Here is a 14,080-nt window from a genome sequence, read left to right as displayed (position 1 = left end):
GGAGAATTCATGTTCAAGCTCAAATATACTCTCCCGGCAATATTCCTGTTGGCTGGAGCCGCAATATACTTCTTCGGTTCACAACCTGAAGAAAAAATTGTGCGCGTGGACATGTCCATTCGTGAAGAAGTACGCGTACCGGAACCCCGCCCGGCCATAACTTATGCCTACTTACCCCAGTATTCACACCGGGTTTCATATTTAAGGCACAGCAAACTAATCGACTACCTCTCCCGCGAGTCCGGTTTTACAATTCGTCAGGTCTTTCCTGATACATTTGAAGAACATCGCCGCATGGTCAAAGACGGCGAAATCGATATTTCCTTCTCCAACCCCATGACCTACGTAAGCATCGCCAAAAGCGGTGCTCGTGCTTTTGCGCGAATCATCGAACCGTCCGGCAGCCCTACATTCAGGGGACAGATTATCACCCGCAAAGATAACCGGGCCATCACAAGACTAAAAGACTGCATCGGAAAAACATGGATCGCCGTGGACCCTCTTTCCGCAGGCGGATACCTTTTCCCATTGGGGCTTTTTCTCAAAAATGGAATCAAAGAATCTGATTTCAAAGAAATCTCATTTGCCCCCGGACCGGGTGGTAAACAGGAAAAAGCGGTCCTCGCAGTCTATGCCGGTAAATACGATTTTGCCTCCATCCGTGAAGGAACCCTCAATGTTGTTCGCGATAAAATTAATATTGATAAAATCAGGATAGTTGCGGAAACCGAACCCTTTCCGGGCTGGGTCTATGCGGCCCGTAAAGGATTGTCGGATAAAATAGTTGATAAGATAAAATACTGCATGTTCCGTATGTCCATGGATGACCCGGAACAGGCCGCGATTCTATATCAGGCAGGGATGAGAGGAATAATTCCTGCTCAGGACAGCGATTACGATACAGTAAGAAAGCTTACGGAAGAATTAGGACTGAACATTGATTACGGACAATAGGGAGGCTAGAATGATAGAAATTTTCTCCCGGCTTAAATTCCGGACAAAGATCAATCTCGGACTGACCTTAATTGTTGCCTTTACCTCGCTGATCATTGCAATTTTCGTCATTCGAATGTCCTCTGATGCTCTCATTGAGCAATCCCGCAAACGGGGTGAAGTACTCGCTGGGAATCTGGCCATGCGTGCGGAAAACCCTTTGCTTTCAGTTGATTTGCTGAACCTTGGCTCTATGGTCAATGAACTGAAAAAAGCCGATGATGAAATCGTCTACGCATTCATCATGGATGACCGGAATCGGGTGCTAGCTAACACCTTCAGTGAAGGCTTCCCAATTCAACTTAAGGATGCCAATCAAGGCGAGAATAACAAAATCAGCGTAGTGACCATCGATACAGGCAAAAAACGCATTTTCGACTTTGCCGCCCCGATTTTTCTCAGCGATAAAAAGCTAGGGACAGTCCGCATCGGCCTTTCGCGAAGCGGAATCCATGCTGTGGTTCAAAACCTTATTTTCGCAATTTTTGCCCTGACCGGAGCGGTTCTTTTACTTGCAGTGCTTATCTCTACCCAGTTTGCGAGGCATTTAACCTTCCGTCTCGGCTCATTGCAAAAACATGCTGAAGACATCGTTGCCACTCACCTTGGTCCCAGCCTGCGCAAAGAAGAAAACAGAAACATAAAATTTACAGACCGATTCAAACGAGCCATAACGCATGCCCCGAAAGGGGACGAAATTCAGGAATTGACAGATACATTCGATGCCATGGGCATGAGCCTTGCCTGCCATATTGAAGATCTCCAGATCACTGAAGCGGACTTGACCAGACAGAAAGAGCTGCTCAAGACCATCATCAATGTTTCTCCGGACTTTGTTTCACTGCTGGGACCGCAACTCACCTATCTCGCCGTAAACAAAAGCTATGCCGAGCATCTGGGGCATACGGAAGACGACATCATAGGACTGACCGATCAGGATCTCTATCCAGAGGAAATCGCAGCAGCGCGCATGGAAGAAGCACGCATGATCCTTGAAACCGGACGCATAGTGAACAAAGAGACCCGCGAACCGGAAACAGACGAATCACCTGCACGCTGGTTCCACACTATCCGTGTCCCCGTTCATGGTCAGAGCAATAATATTATCGGCGTACTCTCTACAGCCCGTGAAATAACCGAGCTAAAAAATTATCAGGCACAGCTGATCCAATCCCAAAAAATGGAATCAATCGGCAAACTTGCCGGAGGTGTTGCACATGAGATCAACACACCGCTAGGAATTATCCTCGGCTATGCCCAGCTGTTGCAGGAAGATCTCAAGCCAGAGGACCAAATATCCAAGGATTTGGAAATCATAGAAAAACAGGCCCGGGTATGCCGTAAAATTGTTGCCGACCTTCTCGGATTTTCCCGCCAGAATGAGAGTGAAAAAATAACCATGTGCTTCAACAATTCCATTCTGGAGGTGGTGCAGTTAGTCAGCCACACTTTCAAACTGGAACAGGTTGAAATTTCAACAGATCTTGATGACCGTTTCCCCATAATCCACGGAGACCCCGAAAAGCTGAAACAGGTCTGGCTGAACCTGCTTTCCAATGCACTGGAAGCAATTGATGAAAAAGGACGCATCCACATCTCAACAAAGCTCGATACGGATTCCATGACCATCACAGCAGTCTTCGCAGACAGCGGACATGGAGTAGAACCGAAGAATATTAATGCCATTTTCGACCCCTTCTACTCCACAAAACCTGTGGGCAAAGGGACAGGATTGGGCCTTTCCGTATCTTTCGGAATAATTAAAGACCATGGCGGCACAATTAAAGCAGTCAGCCCTCTTCCACGAGTCTTGCGCCGCAAGCTGGATCTGCCCGAAAACGCAGGACCCGGCACTTTGTTCGAAGTTACCCTGCCTCTTGATGAACTCTCTGAAGAGTAACTTAGGGTTTTATAAACACAACCACTTGTGATATGATTCACTATTATGAAATTCAGACACGTATTCAACCATTGGACCTACGAGACCTTCCCACCCGGACGGTTGCTCCGACGAAGGTACAACTCTTTCAAGAAACTCATGGAACTTGAGGAAGAGTGCCTTAAAGCTATCTCGCACATCGAAGATATCGGTTTCGGTTTGACCGTCACAGACTGGGCATACGTGGAAAAACAGGCATCCGATCTGGGTATCAATATCCGAATCATGCTTGAACACTTGCAGGACATGAACCCTGTGCGCTTCATGGACATCATGGATTACTACAACAAGATCAATTTCTACGTGCGCATGGCTGTAACCGTACCTGATCCAGAAATTTCAAAACCATTTACCTTTCCCCTCGAAGATGCCATCGACTATGAATTCAAAGCCGGGGCCTGTGCCGCCGACCTCGCTCGGCTGAAGCAGGCCGGCGTGCCTGTTCTGGACGGCATGGTCATCGGTTCCGATGTTTACAACTACTTCATTGAAGCCAACAACCTGCGTATTGCCATTGATGAAATTTTGGAATCAGCAGTAACAACTGGAATAACAGACCTGAATATAATTTCCCGGACCATCATTGATCGCTTTATGCAGGGAGTAATGCCTGAAACAATTGCTACTGAAATAGAAATTGCCGCCCTTGAAACTTCACGCGGAAGCGGCAACCTGAGTCTGACCGCATCCTCCACACCGGAAGGAAGCCTCTATGCCCTGCCCGAAAGCTGGTGCACCATATCTCCTGTTCCAGTGCAAAATATTGTCGAAGCCTGGAAAAAAGCGGTCACCTGTAAATTTACTGCGGAATCCATCAAGGCCCGTATTGAATCCGGCTATGCAGACCGCGAAAGCCCTGCCTCGGTCATTATCCAGCCCATGAAGGATATTCATGATTCAGGAGTAATTGAAACCCTGCACGAATCATCCTACCTGCCGCCTAAAGACAGGGAAAGCGGTTGCTCTGCAATTTTCAGCCACAATTCCACAACTCCTTTCCTGATTTCAAGGAGGGAAAAGCAAAGGATCATCTCACGGCCGGAGAAATCACCGCTATCCACCCACTCGGCAAAAACAATCGCATCTCTGGGTAAAAAAGCAGAAGAAATTTTCGACGCTCCGCAAAAATGCCACTGGATCACCGACCTGCGCAACAGGGTCATGATCACATCAGCCCGCTCCTACCCTTTTCAAGGGGAAAAGGAGACTGTGCGTATCAAGCAGGCCCTTTCCTACATCGCCAACCTGAATATTTCCCCTCGCAACACGGAAATGTTCCTGCCGGAAAAAAGCCGCTCCATGTATGATCTGGTGCGCTTTGCCAATGAAAAAGGCATTGAGGAAATGTTCTCGCTGGTCAGTAAAAAAGGATTGGGTATCGATGGCGCGAAACACCTGAAGGCACGCCAGCCCATTTCCGTAACAGTACTTAACCTTGCGGACGGCCTGTTCAGTACTGCAGCCGGTAAGATGGATATTTCACCGGATGACATCAAATCCGCTCCCATGTGGGCGCTCTGGTTCGGCCTTGGGGCAGATCGCGCAGGTTGGGATGGAGACAACAGCATTGAAGGCTACGCCATCCTTTCACGAACCTACATGAACATCACCCTGAAATCGGAAAAAGACCTGACCGAAGTGGATGCTGTCTGCGATCCTGATGCACAGGCCAACCACATCAACTTCCGTTTCAAAGGCGGCAGTGGAAGTCCGGAACAGCGCATAGCAAGAATCAGGTTTATCAACACCACCTTGAAGTCACAAGGATTCGCTACAAATCATCAAGGGGATATGATTGAAGCCAGATTTAAGGGAGGCAGGGAACCGGAAATTCAAAAATTGCTGGCGACAACAGGACATTTGATAGCCCACATCGGCACCCATCATCCGGTAGTAAAAGAAGAGGAAAATGCCGATCAGGTAGCGGCAAGATTTATTTCGGGACTTGGTTAAAAGATATTCAATTTAACTTTTAACCTGCGATTTCTTATGAATCTGGACCAGAAAATGGACCAGCTTATCTTCTATCTCGCGATCATCCACATATTCGATGATCATTTCCTTGGCTTCTTCAAGGTCATACTCATTAAGAAGCTCGCGCAAACGCATGCGCAATTGTGCTTTCTCACGCTTTATCTGCAAATCTTCCAGAATATCAGTAACGTAATCAAAATCTTTCTTGGCGAGAGCTTTACGGAAATTAGTCCGCACAAAATGGGAATAAAAACGACTTGAAATACCGGAAAGAAGCGTACCCAGCCAGACACCTATAACCAGCGTTACAAGGTCAGCAGCCCTTTCCTTGGCAATATTCATCCACTCGTAGAAGTCACGATCACGCAGTAGATCCTGTGTCTTACGCATTTCAAGAACCATGCGCTTGGCTACCGGGTTATTCTTATTGATATCCAAAGCCTTACGAAACTGGGCCTCAGCCAGTTCCAGATCACCCATCTTAAAATAAGCCCGCCCGAGCAGGCTGTATAGCCAGTCCGAGCGGGGGTGAGTCTTCAAACTTTGTTCAAGGCTGGAAACCGCAAGCTCATAGTCACCGCGGTCAATCAATTCCTGTCCCATCCTGCCACAGGAGACTTCTGACTCAAGTGAAACCTGCGAAACAGTATCGGCACGACACTCAATGATGCCGATCATTACGGTCAGGGTAAGAATAACGCATACCAACCAGATAATTCTTTCTGTTCTATTCATTAAGAGCCTTACTCATATGCCGAGCATCCCTAGGATTAATATATTCATCTTAGACCAGCGCAAACCTACCAAAGTTGTTTGACGCTGCTGCCCGGATAATAGAATTTCAAAATGTGATCGTACTTCTTGGTTTTACCCAATTCCGCAGCTCCCCACTGCGAATATCCTACACCATGACCCCAACCACGGCCTTTGAATGTATAATAATCTCCCGTCTTGTCAATCTCCAACAGAATATCAGGCAACTTCAAAACACGTGAACTTCCAAGGGTAGTCCGTGTCCGCAAATCCCGGTGGCCGGAACCGTAGTTGATACGTACTTTGACAATCCTGCCGGACGGTCCCTTTTCAAGAGATTTTATGGAACGGATACCGGGAACGGAGATACCGATTTTCTTAAGCTTGGCTTCAATATCCTTACTGCTGTACTTCTTAGTCCATGAAGCCATCTTTCCCTTCAGGCTGGCTGAATCTTTCTGGGCAATAAGATAATCCTTACCTGCACCGAATATCGCCTTGGCGTCAGCGGTAAAGCCCCCGCTGTTGGCCGTATACTGGGAAAGAATCGGTTTCTCCTTATAAAGCATAACCTGACCGCTGGTCTGTTTCACAGCCTTGTCAGTACGCTTATCTTCACGATCCACCCCTCCGTACATCTGATCATAGGTATCCGCGTAAACATCATAAAACAAGTGCGTGCGGTGCTCCTTCTGGTAGTAGGCATAAGTCCTCGCGGCAACAGCCTGAGCTTTCAAAGTCTCAGCCGGCCATGAGGCATAGGACTCCGCCGGAACAACTGAACGCAAATAATCTTCTATCTCGATAATATTGAGAATCAGCAATTTACCCTTGCGGATACTAACATCGATAATTCCGCGCACCTTCTTGGAGTCCGATCCGTAACTGACTTTAAGAGCTCCGTTGGACTTGAACTTAATCCTAGTGGCGCTAACCACTTTGCCGTCAAGAGTCAGCTGCTTGCCGGAAAGACCTACCTTGTACTTGCGCCCGCAGCCAAGTTCATCAGTGCAAATTTTATCCTTACCCGATCCCGTAGTTACGGTCATAGACGTTACATTACGGCTTAAACAAACCCTTAACGTCGGTTCTGCGCCTACCTTTGAAGGTATTTTTTCATCGGGCTTCTCATCAGGCTTTTGCTCCGGTTCCTGATCTACCATCTGATCCTGCTTGGCCTTCATGGAAGAGATCACAGCCTCGGCCTGATACTTGAATTTACCCTTGGGGAAATAACGCAGATACTGCCTGAACACAGATTCGGCACGGTCATACCTGTTCATCTGATAATAGAGAAAACCAAGACGATAAAGCGCTGTGTCAGCATAATCCGGATAGTTGCGGCCCACCATACGGTAAACATCGGCAGCCTTTTCCGGGGCATCAAGAAATGTGGATAACACCATGGCCTTGCCGAACATTGCATTAACCCGGGTCTTAGCTACAGGGGAATAGTCAACAGCCGTATCGTATTGCTCAAGCGCCTCAAAATACTTACCGATATCAATCAGATAACTGGCATAGTTAATATGCCACTGGGCCTGAGCCTGATCTTCCAGCTCAATGGGGGAATATTCGCGGGCCTGAACGCTAACCGGAATCAAAAGCATCAAAAGCAGAACCGGAAGAAAAACATTGTGCAATTTATTAAATTTATTTTTCATCATTTTTATCCTTAATTTTATCTTCACCTGCTTTTTCTTCATCAATATCAATCGGTGCGGACTCAGTCGGAACCGCCAGATGATCAAGGTAATCCTTCATATAAAGCAAGTTACTGTCTGACGGACTAAGCAGCAGGGCCTTATCCAAGACCTGCCTGGCCTGCTTGATATCACCTTTATTCAGCAGATAGCGCACATTAAGCTGGTGCAACCGGACGTCATACGGAAACTTAGATATACCTTCATCCAAAATTTCGGATAGAGCAACTTCATCTCCCAAAGCCAGCAAAGTGTAAGAAAGATAAAGATATATATCACGGTCATCCTTCATCTTCACAGCTTTAATCAAAACCTGATAAGCATCACCGTAGTGCTGGCTGTGAAATGCATTCACACCAAACGCCTTGAGTTCGGCAAATTTTTTCTCACGTAATTCAGGAGTAATTTCCTTGTCGTCAATAAGCACTACCCTGCGACCATGAGGATACGGGGCATCAAGGATGGATTTAACAAGAATATCTCCCTGCAGCTTCAATTTCTCAACCGAAGCCGATCCAAAATAGTTATCGCTGACCACAAGCTTACCTGCAGCAACAATATTGCGCTCATTATCAAAGATATTGTTATCCTTGATCTCTACGCTGCCGCCTTTGAAATCAATTCCTTGAGTGCAATTGGTTATGCTTGAACGGACAACAGAACCGTTACCTGCACATAGAACCAGTCCCTGCCTTACTCCGGAAATACGCAATCCCTTAAAATCATAGCTACCTGTTTCAGTCACAGCCACCGCATATTCACCACCACGGAATGAAGATGACCTGATTTCAGTATATCCACCCGTAGAAGTAACAGTCTTGCTGAACCCGTTGAATTCACACTGGGAAAACAACGCCTTACCACCGGACAAAACTTGTACTCCCACAGTTGAATTGGATTCCAAACGTACCGGGGCACTAATTTCACCTATGGATTCAAGTTCACCGAAAACATCAATCCGGCCTTTGTTCTCAAAACGTATCTTTGTCCCCGACTGGAGGGTGAATTTCGAACCTTCGGGAATAGTCACCGGAAATCCGATCCGGTAATTACCCTTGACCAAAACACCACTCAATTCACCGAAAAGCTCACGCTCATCGAACTGAGGCATGACCACCTTGGTAATTCCATTCAAAGGCGAAAGGTTTCCGGCTTTATCCTTGATACGAACCCGATAATATACAGCTGTCCCCTGCATCACATCAGGATCAGCAAATTCAGGATTCCTTGTCTGGGCAACAGTTTCAAATTCACCAACAGGATCGTTACCCTTTTCAACCACAAATTCTTCAAGATCAGGGGCAGAAGGCACCAGCCAATTAAGTTTAACGCCGTCACGTCCGGTCTGATATTCTATTGTCTCCAGAACCGGAGGAAGCACACCATCAAGTGATATAAGCGAACCTGATTCAATCCAAAGCCTGTCTACTCCGTTAGCCTTGCGCATTTTAACCATCAAAGGTTCATTGGCTGCTTTATCTCCCTCCGAAACAACATAAAAACCTTCGTAAACACCCTGTGAAATCTGCGGCAAAGGTATATTCTTCTTAAAATCTCCAATACTGAAAGAACACGTCAGACCCGGCTCAGCATCAACACGAACCGCTACCCGCTGGCCAACTCCGAAAAACAGATTATCCACGTTGGTATCAACTGCGATTACTTCCGGGAGCTTCGGTCCCTTGGGGCAATCAGGCAGCACCTGCGCCATATTCCATGCCCAATCATAAACAACCATACGCATCTGACGCCTGATAGGATCGGAAAAGACTTCCTCCACAATGGTCCCGGCAAGACCGATAACACCGGTAGGAACGGAAATCCTGCGCTTCGAGGCACTATCACGCCATTTGCCAACCAGAGTGCCGGCAGCATTATACATCATAACTTCCGCATCCAGTTGGAAGAGATCAAAAGCCAAAGCCTTGATCATATCCGCGCTGTAAATATCGGTCTTAACGATGCCGTCCGCATTGAGAAGCTTACAAAGCTCCACATCACTCATCTTGCGCCAGCCGTCATCCCGTCCCAGTTCAGCAAGGGCGTTATCCACCACATCCTTCTGCAAGGGCATGAATCCCTTACCTGCCAACTGGTTGGTAATTGCCGCACGGGCAATATCCGCAACAAACAAGCGATCATCATCAAGCACCAGCACGGATTTATGCTCTGTGGAATTCTCGGAATGCTTGAGGTACTCAGCAGGCAAGACCGCAATTTTATACGGAATCGCCTCTTCCTCGGTATACTGCACTGCCTGCGTGGTCTTCTTGGCAAAACAACTTCCCAGCAGGAGTACTGCCAGCAGTAAAAATAATATGGAACTATGCTTGTTAATCATGGCTATGACTTTAACTTCCTGTCTACGTTAAAGGAATTGACCGTACCTAGCACGGAACGGACCTTCCCCTCCAGTTGCAAATGCTTGTCGGCAATAGAATACGCCCCCCCGCCCCAAGCCTGCAATTGCCGCCCGCTAAGGTTGAATGAATTAATCAGCAGCTTTCTGCCGCTTAAAGCCGCACTCATCCGGGCGGTGGTAAAATTAAGTCCCTCCCCGCCTTCAGGGTTGAACGAAACAGCGTCCAACAGATCAATAAAGAATCCCAGCCGAGGATCGAGGTTGGCAAGGTTAAATATCTGCAACCCATCAATCTTCGCAGAAGCCTCCCCTCGTACGGACTGAACCAGCTCATCAGCATCACCGCCCTGCATGAACATATTAGCATTAAGATATATTTTACCGCGCAGGGAAATTGATAGATCCTTTGCAAAACAGGCTATCAGGCTGGGCAGGCTGGTGCCGCGTCCTTTCACATTGCATTGTGCTGCAAGCTGATCCTGCGCCAACACAACATCTGCATTCAAATTAAGATGAAAAAGCTTACCGCTGGCCTTGAGCAAGGCTCGTTCGTTACCGGAATGAACAAAGATGGCAACATCGCTGAACGGCCAGTCATTGTAATAAAAACGACGAATGGCAGCCTTACCGCTGATATCGCGGCCAAGTAACGCCTCAAAATTAAATTTTTCTTTTACATCAGACGTGTTATCGCCATCGTCCTTTTGGGGAATACGGATACTTAAAGATTTTATCTGCGCCTCATATCCGGTCAGCTGATTCTGGGGGGTATTGAAATAACCGGAAGCTGAAATTTGTATTTCCTTATGGCTAAACTGGGTATCAAACACAGTCCGCAAAGGATTTTTTTTTTCAGCCTCGCAAGTAATTATGTAGTCGAAGAGTGAAAAATCACTGGCCTCGGCCTTGAACCGGACCTGTTTCATATCAACAGGAAAAGTCAACGATGCTTGCGCGTTAAAGGTCCCCCCGGTTGCGGAAGCAACATTAAAGCTCCGCACAGAAACAACCGGTTTGCCATCTTTAAGTTCAACATCAGCATCAATCTCGGAAATACTCAGTTCCTGCTTTTTGCCGTCCAAAGACTCCAGCACCAGCACCAAGTCCTTGGCGCTTACTGTCATCTTACCTGATAGCCCCTTGTTGGCGACACTACTGGGAGGAGTATGCAGTGCAAGAGACTTAAAAATTAACGTACCTTTCGGCTTGATAGACTTCAGCTTGGCAGACTCGCAGAGAGAACGTGTTGCATTACGGCCCCGTTCACTCTTTTGGGCCATGGCGTAAAGCTCTCCGGCATCAACCTGAGCTTCATCAAGGGTGACCTGAAAAGTACCGCCCTGCCCCATTTGCAAGGACAAACCCTTGCCGCTGGTGGAATCAAGTATCAGTCCACCAGCCTTAATATTCATGGTTCCTGCGGCACTGTCCACGCTGAAATCAAGATCGGTTGTCTCAAACCTTCCGGCTTCGGCCAATTCCGGAATGGTGGAATTGGACATATAGCCGAATCCGGTAAGAAAACCCAAAAAGGATGCCGGATCTATTGAACATTCTGTAGCTTGAAGATTTAATTTCAGCGGAGAGGTGGATGCCATATCCAGACGACCGGAAAACTTGAATCCCAGCTCGGCAATAGAAGCACTGCGCACATTAAAGGCAAACCCGCTGCTCTCCTTTTCCACGCTGGCAGAAACAGTAAGAGGTTTTGCCTGATAGCTGTTAGTCAGCTGCAGCCTGCCGGAAACAACATCAATCTTATCTGGAAATATGGCAGGAATTTCCAGCGTACCGGAAGAAGACTTCCCACCATCTCGATGAGCAAGAGCATTCACATCCGGTTCCTGCAGGACAACATGCCTAAGCTTAATCTCACCACTGAGCAGACTGGGGATATCGGGAAAAATTTCCAATTGCGGAATACGGACTGTATCCATACCACTCTGAACACGCAGGTTGGTTACGCGAAGGGAAGGAAGGGGGGAGTAATGGAGCTCAATGTCCTCCATTACCACCCCCATATTGGTCATATCAGAAAGCAGTTTCTGTGCGGCTTCCACAAAATGAACCCTTACCAGCACCATGGAACCGACCATAAGCACGATCGCAATAATTCCGCCAATTAGGAGTCCCTTCTTGTGCATCATCACAGATACCGCCTTGTTACTCTACTTAAGAACGAATACTACCCTTGCCTGAGCCAGCAGGTTATACTTCTGGTCATAGGCAAATACAGTAGATGCATCGTCAACGCTGACCACAGCATCAGTTACGTTTTGCACGGTCTTGCCCTTAAGCACCATGGGAGACTTGCTGCCCCATGATTCGAGGAGGGCACGGGCCTTTTGCAGGTCAGTTGTGTAACCACCGCAGCCCCTTTCAATCAGGACCTGATTAAGAACCTTGGAAGGATCAAAAAGAACTTCATTCTTTTCAGTCAGGATACGGTTTACCAGCGCGGGCTTGAAGTCAAAATCACGCACATCGACAATTATACCGTCAACCGGGGTAGCCACTGCTTCCTGTATTTTTTCGGATGCAGGTTCAGTGGTCTGGACCGGAACTTCCACTTTTTCGACAACTTCACTAGGAGCTTCAACCTTTGCTACGACTTCTTCTTTCTTTTCTTCCACCGCAGGAACAACAATTTCCGGAAGGGTTTCAGGCTTGAATGCCGGGATATCACGAACTTTCAAGGCCTCAGGCTCTTTGAGAATAATTTCATCAAAGGCACTGTACACGGAATCGTGACCGTGGAGGTTCAACCGCAGGCAAACCCTTGCATAACCTTCTGTGCGGTCAAATGATTCACCGCAAGGGACAGCACCACGCAAGGTGCCTTCAACAGTGGTCCTGACCTTTTCACTTGTCAGCATTCCATCACGCACTGTGGTTTGTCCGCTCAAGCGCAGCCCCTGAAAGATTTCAAGCATCCTTCTCTGGGCAACCACTTCGGCAGCGCGTTTAGCCCGATAACGGCTCTGTCCGGCTTCGGACTCACCGATTACCTGAATGTACCCTTTCTGGAAAACTTCATCCTGATTCACCACCTCGACAATCTTTTCCCCGGCAACAGCGGAGCCGGCAAAAAGCACTACCGCTGTCAGGGCTAGCAATAATTTTTTCACATTATCCTCCACTGTTAGTAAATATTCATAATGTTACGCAGACGCATCAGGGAAAGGATGAGATCTGCGCCATCCATGTTGGCATCAGGACGGAAAGCACCGGACAGGTCGGTTTCCATCAGGTTACGGTTAACTACGGTAACTATGGCATTGTACCATGCATCAGTGGGCTCCACGTCAGGATAGAGCGACTTTTTCTGCCCCATATACTGGGTAGACATTGAATCATCGCCGGTCAGCTTAATAAGCACATCTTCCAGCACAAAAGCCAATTCCTTGCGGGTCATGGGCTTCTTGGGATGGAAAAGATAGGCGCGGGTCTGCTCGTCGTAAGTGGGTTCGAGTCCCCGGACATGCCATTTAAGGACAGTCATAATTTCCGGCTCAAACATATGCCCTACAACATCTGCGGGAGTGAATTCGGCCTTTTTATCATCACCGGGAACAGGAATGCGTCCTGCAAAAAGCCTGTCCAGATGGAGCTCATCCACCAGCAATGCAGCAACGTCAGCCCGGTCGACCTCTTCCTTTACAGCAATCTGCTTGGCAACGTCGGTCAGGGTGTAGTTACTCATGGCCCGCAGAATCTTCTGAGCACGGTTGTAAAGTGCATTTGCCTTATCGTGCCACTTGCCCGGAGAAGCTGAAAGAACTACCCCCAGCACATCTTCAGCCTTACGGAATTCACCGCCCTTGAAATAGGCCTCACCCATGAAATAGTGTACGGCCTCAGTCTGTCGGTAATAAGGAAGGTCTTCTTCCACCACATACTTAAGCATGAGCTTAGCATCGGCGTAAAGATCCTCAGCTCTCTGCAGCCATCCGCGAGTGGTAATGTGACTGTAAACACGGATTCCCGTCACGTAGACACTGAATTTCTGTGATCTGTCACGCCTTGCCTCACGCACAGCCTTATCAAACTGGTCAATGGCTCTTTCTGCATCAACAGCGCTGTATTCAGCATCGCTTTCAGCCTCGGCACGCATGGCATATACAAGAGCCTTGCCTGCAATAGCAGGAGCATATTCGTCATCAAGAGCAACAGCCCGCTCAAAACGGACAAAAGCCTTATCCGGCAAGCCTTGATCTATCAGTTCCATCCCCATCAGATAATGATGGGCCGGGTTATCTTCAATAGACATGGGTGAGACCTTTTTTCCGCATCCCGCAAGGGAGAGAATCAAAAGCAGGCCCGAGAGAAATATCAAATATTTTTTCATCCGGTTAT

Annotated in this window: 9 protein-coding genes; 3 read left to right on the top strand and 6 right to left on the bottom strand. The window is 47.7% G+C overall.

The window, feature by feature from the left end:
• Positions 1 to 9 precede the first annotated feature (9 nt).
• From ACKU40_RS03880 to ACKU40_RS03870, 3 genes are read left to right on the top strand one after another with little or no spacing between them, the layout of a single operon-like run.
• Positions 10 to 954 carry a phosphate/phosphite/phosphonate ABC transporter substrate-binding protein gene (locus ACKU40_RS03880; RefSeq protein WP_320175214.1) on the top strand — a complete coding sequence of 315 codons (945 nt, stop codon included), beginning with the start codon at positions 10 to 12 and terminating at the stop codon, positions 952 to 954.
• A gap of 10 nt (positions 955 to 964) precedes the next feature.
• Positions 965 to 2,893 (top strand): ATP-binding protein, encoded by a 1,929-nt coding sequence (locus ACKU40_RS03875; RefSeq protein ID WP_320175213.1) that lies wholly within the window; start codon positions 965 to 967, stop codon positions 2,891 to 2,893.
• Between the two features lie 45 nt (positions 2,894 to 2,938).
• Positions 2,939 to 4,885, top strand: coding sequence for a PEP/pyruvate-binding domain-containing protein (locus ACKU40_RS03870; protein ID WP_320175212.1), 1,947 nt, complete (start codon positions 2,939 to 2,941; stop codon positions 4,883 to 4,885).
• 12 nt (positions 4,886 to 4,897) lie between these two features.
• On the opposite strand, the gene ACKU40_RS03865 is transcribed toward ACKU40_RS03870, so the two are convergent.
• The 6 genes from ACKU40_RS03865 to ACKU40_RS03840 form a co-directional block, all read right to left on the bottom strand.
• Positions 4,898 to 5,641 (bottom strand): tetratricopeptide repeat protein, encoded by a 744-nt coding sequence (locus ACKU40_RS03865; RefSeq protein ID WP_320175211.1) that lies wholly within the window; start codon positions 5,639 to 5,641, stop codon positions 4,898 to 4,900.
• Positions 5,642 to 5,706: 65 nt separating this feature from the next.
• Entirely contained in the window at positions 5,707 to 7,323 is a 1,617-nt protein-coding gene (locus ACKU40_RS03860) for a SpoIID/LytB domain-containing protein (protein WP_320175210.1), read from the bottom strand.
• On the bottom strand, positions 7,313 to 9,703 hold the full coding sequence (locus tag ACKU40_RS03855) for a right-handed parallel beta-helix repeat-containing protein (RefSeq protein WP_320175209.1): 2,391 nt from the start codon (positions 9,701 to 9,703) through the stop codon (positions 7,313 to 7,315). The genes ACKU40_RS03860 and ACKU40_RS03855 overlap by 11 nt, the downstream gene beginning before the upstream one ends.
• A gap of 2 nt (positions 9,704 to 9,705) precedes the next feature.
• A complete protein-coding gene (locus tag ACKU40_RS03850; RefSeq protein ID WP_320175208.1) occupies positions 9,706 to 11,871 on the bottom strand; it encodes an AsmA-like C-terminal region-containing protein in 2,166 nt (721 codons plus the stop codon).
• Between the two features lie 21 nt (positions 11,872 to 11,892).
• A complete protein-coding gene (locus tag ACKU40_RS03845; protein ID WP_320175207.1) occupies positions 11,893 to 12,852 on the bottom strand; it encodes a hypothetical protein in 960 nt (319 codons plus the stop codon).
• A gap of 14 nt (positions 12,853 to 12,866) precedes the next feature.
• Positions 12,867 to 14,072, bottom strand: a complete 1,206-nt coding sequence (locus tag ACKU40_RS03840) for an S-layer homology domain-containing protein (RefSeq protein WP_320175206.1) — start codon at positions 14,070 to 14,072, stop codon at positions 12,867 to 12,869.
• Positions 14,073 to 14,080: the final 8 nt, after the last annotated feature.

Origin of the sequence: Maridesulfovibrio sp. (genome assembly GCF_963666665.1) — a bacterium.
Classification (GTDB): Bacteria; Desulfobacterota; Desulfovibrionia; order Desulfovibrionales; family Desulfovibrionaceae; genus Maridesulfovibrio.
Note: the sequence above shows the minus strand (reverse complement) of the source record. Positions and strands in the feature narration are given on the sequence as shown.

What these genes read in the sequence shown, in the direction of transcription:
- ACKU40_RS03880 (WP_320175214.1), top strand. Translation starts at nt 10, where the DNA reads ATGTTCAAGCTCAAATATACTCTCCCGGCAATATTCCTGTTGGCTGGA.
- ACKU40_RS03875 (WP_320175213.1), top strand. Translation starts at nt 965, where the DNA reads ATGATAGAAATTTTCTCCCGGCTTAAATTCCGGACAAAGATCAATCTC.
- ACKU40_RS03870 (WP_320175212.1), top strand. Translation starts at nt 2,939, where the DNA reads ATGAAATTCAGACACGTATTCAACCATTGGACCTACGAGACCTTCCCA.
- ACKU40_RS03865 (WP_320175211.1), bottom strand. Translation starts at nt 5,641, where the DNA reads ATGAATAGAACAGAAAGAATTATCTGGTTGGTATGCGTTATTCTTACC.
- ACKU40_RS03860 (WP_320175210.1), bottom strand. Translation starts at nt 7,323, where the DNA reads ATGAAAAATAAATTTAATAAATTGCACAATGTTTTTCTTCCGGTTCTG.
- ACKU40_RS03855 (WP_320175209.1), bottom strand. Translation starts at nt 9,703, where the DNA reads ATGATTAACAAGCATAGTTCCATATTATTTTTACTGCTGGCAGTACTC.
- ACKU40_RS03850 (WP_320175208.1), bottom strand. Translation starts at nt 11,871, where the DNA reads ATGATGCACAAGAAGGGACTCCTAATTGGCGGAATTATTGCGATCGTG.
- ACKU40_RS03840 (WP_320175206.1), bottom strand. Translation starts at nt 14,072, where the DNA reads ATGAAAAAATATTTGATATTTCTCTCGGGCCTGCTTTTGATTCTCTCC.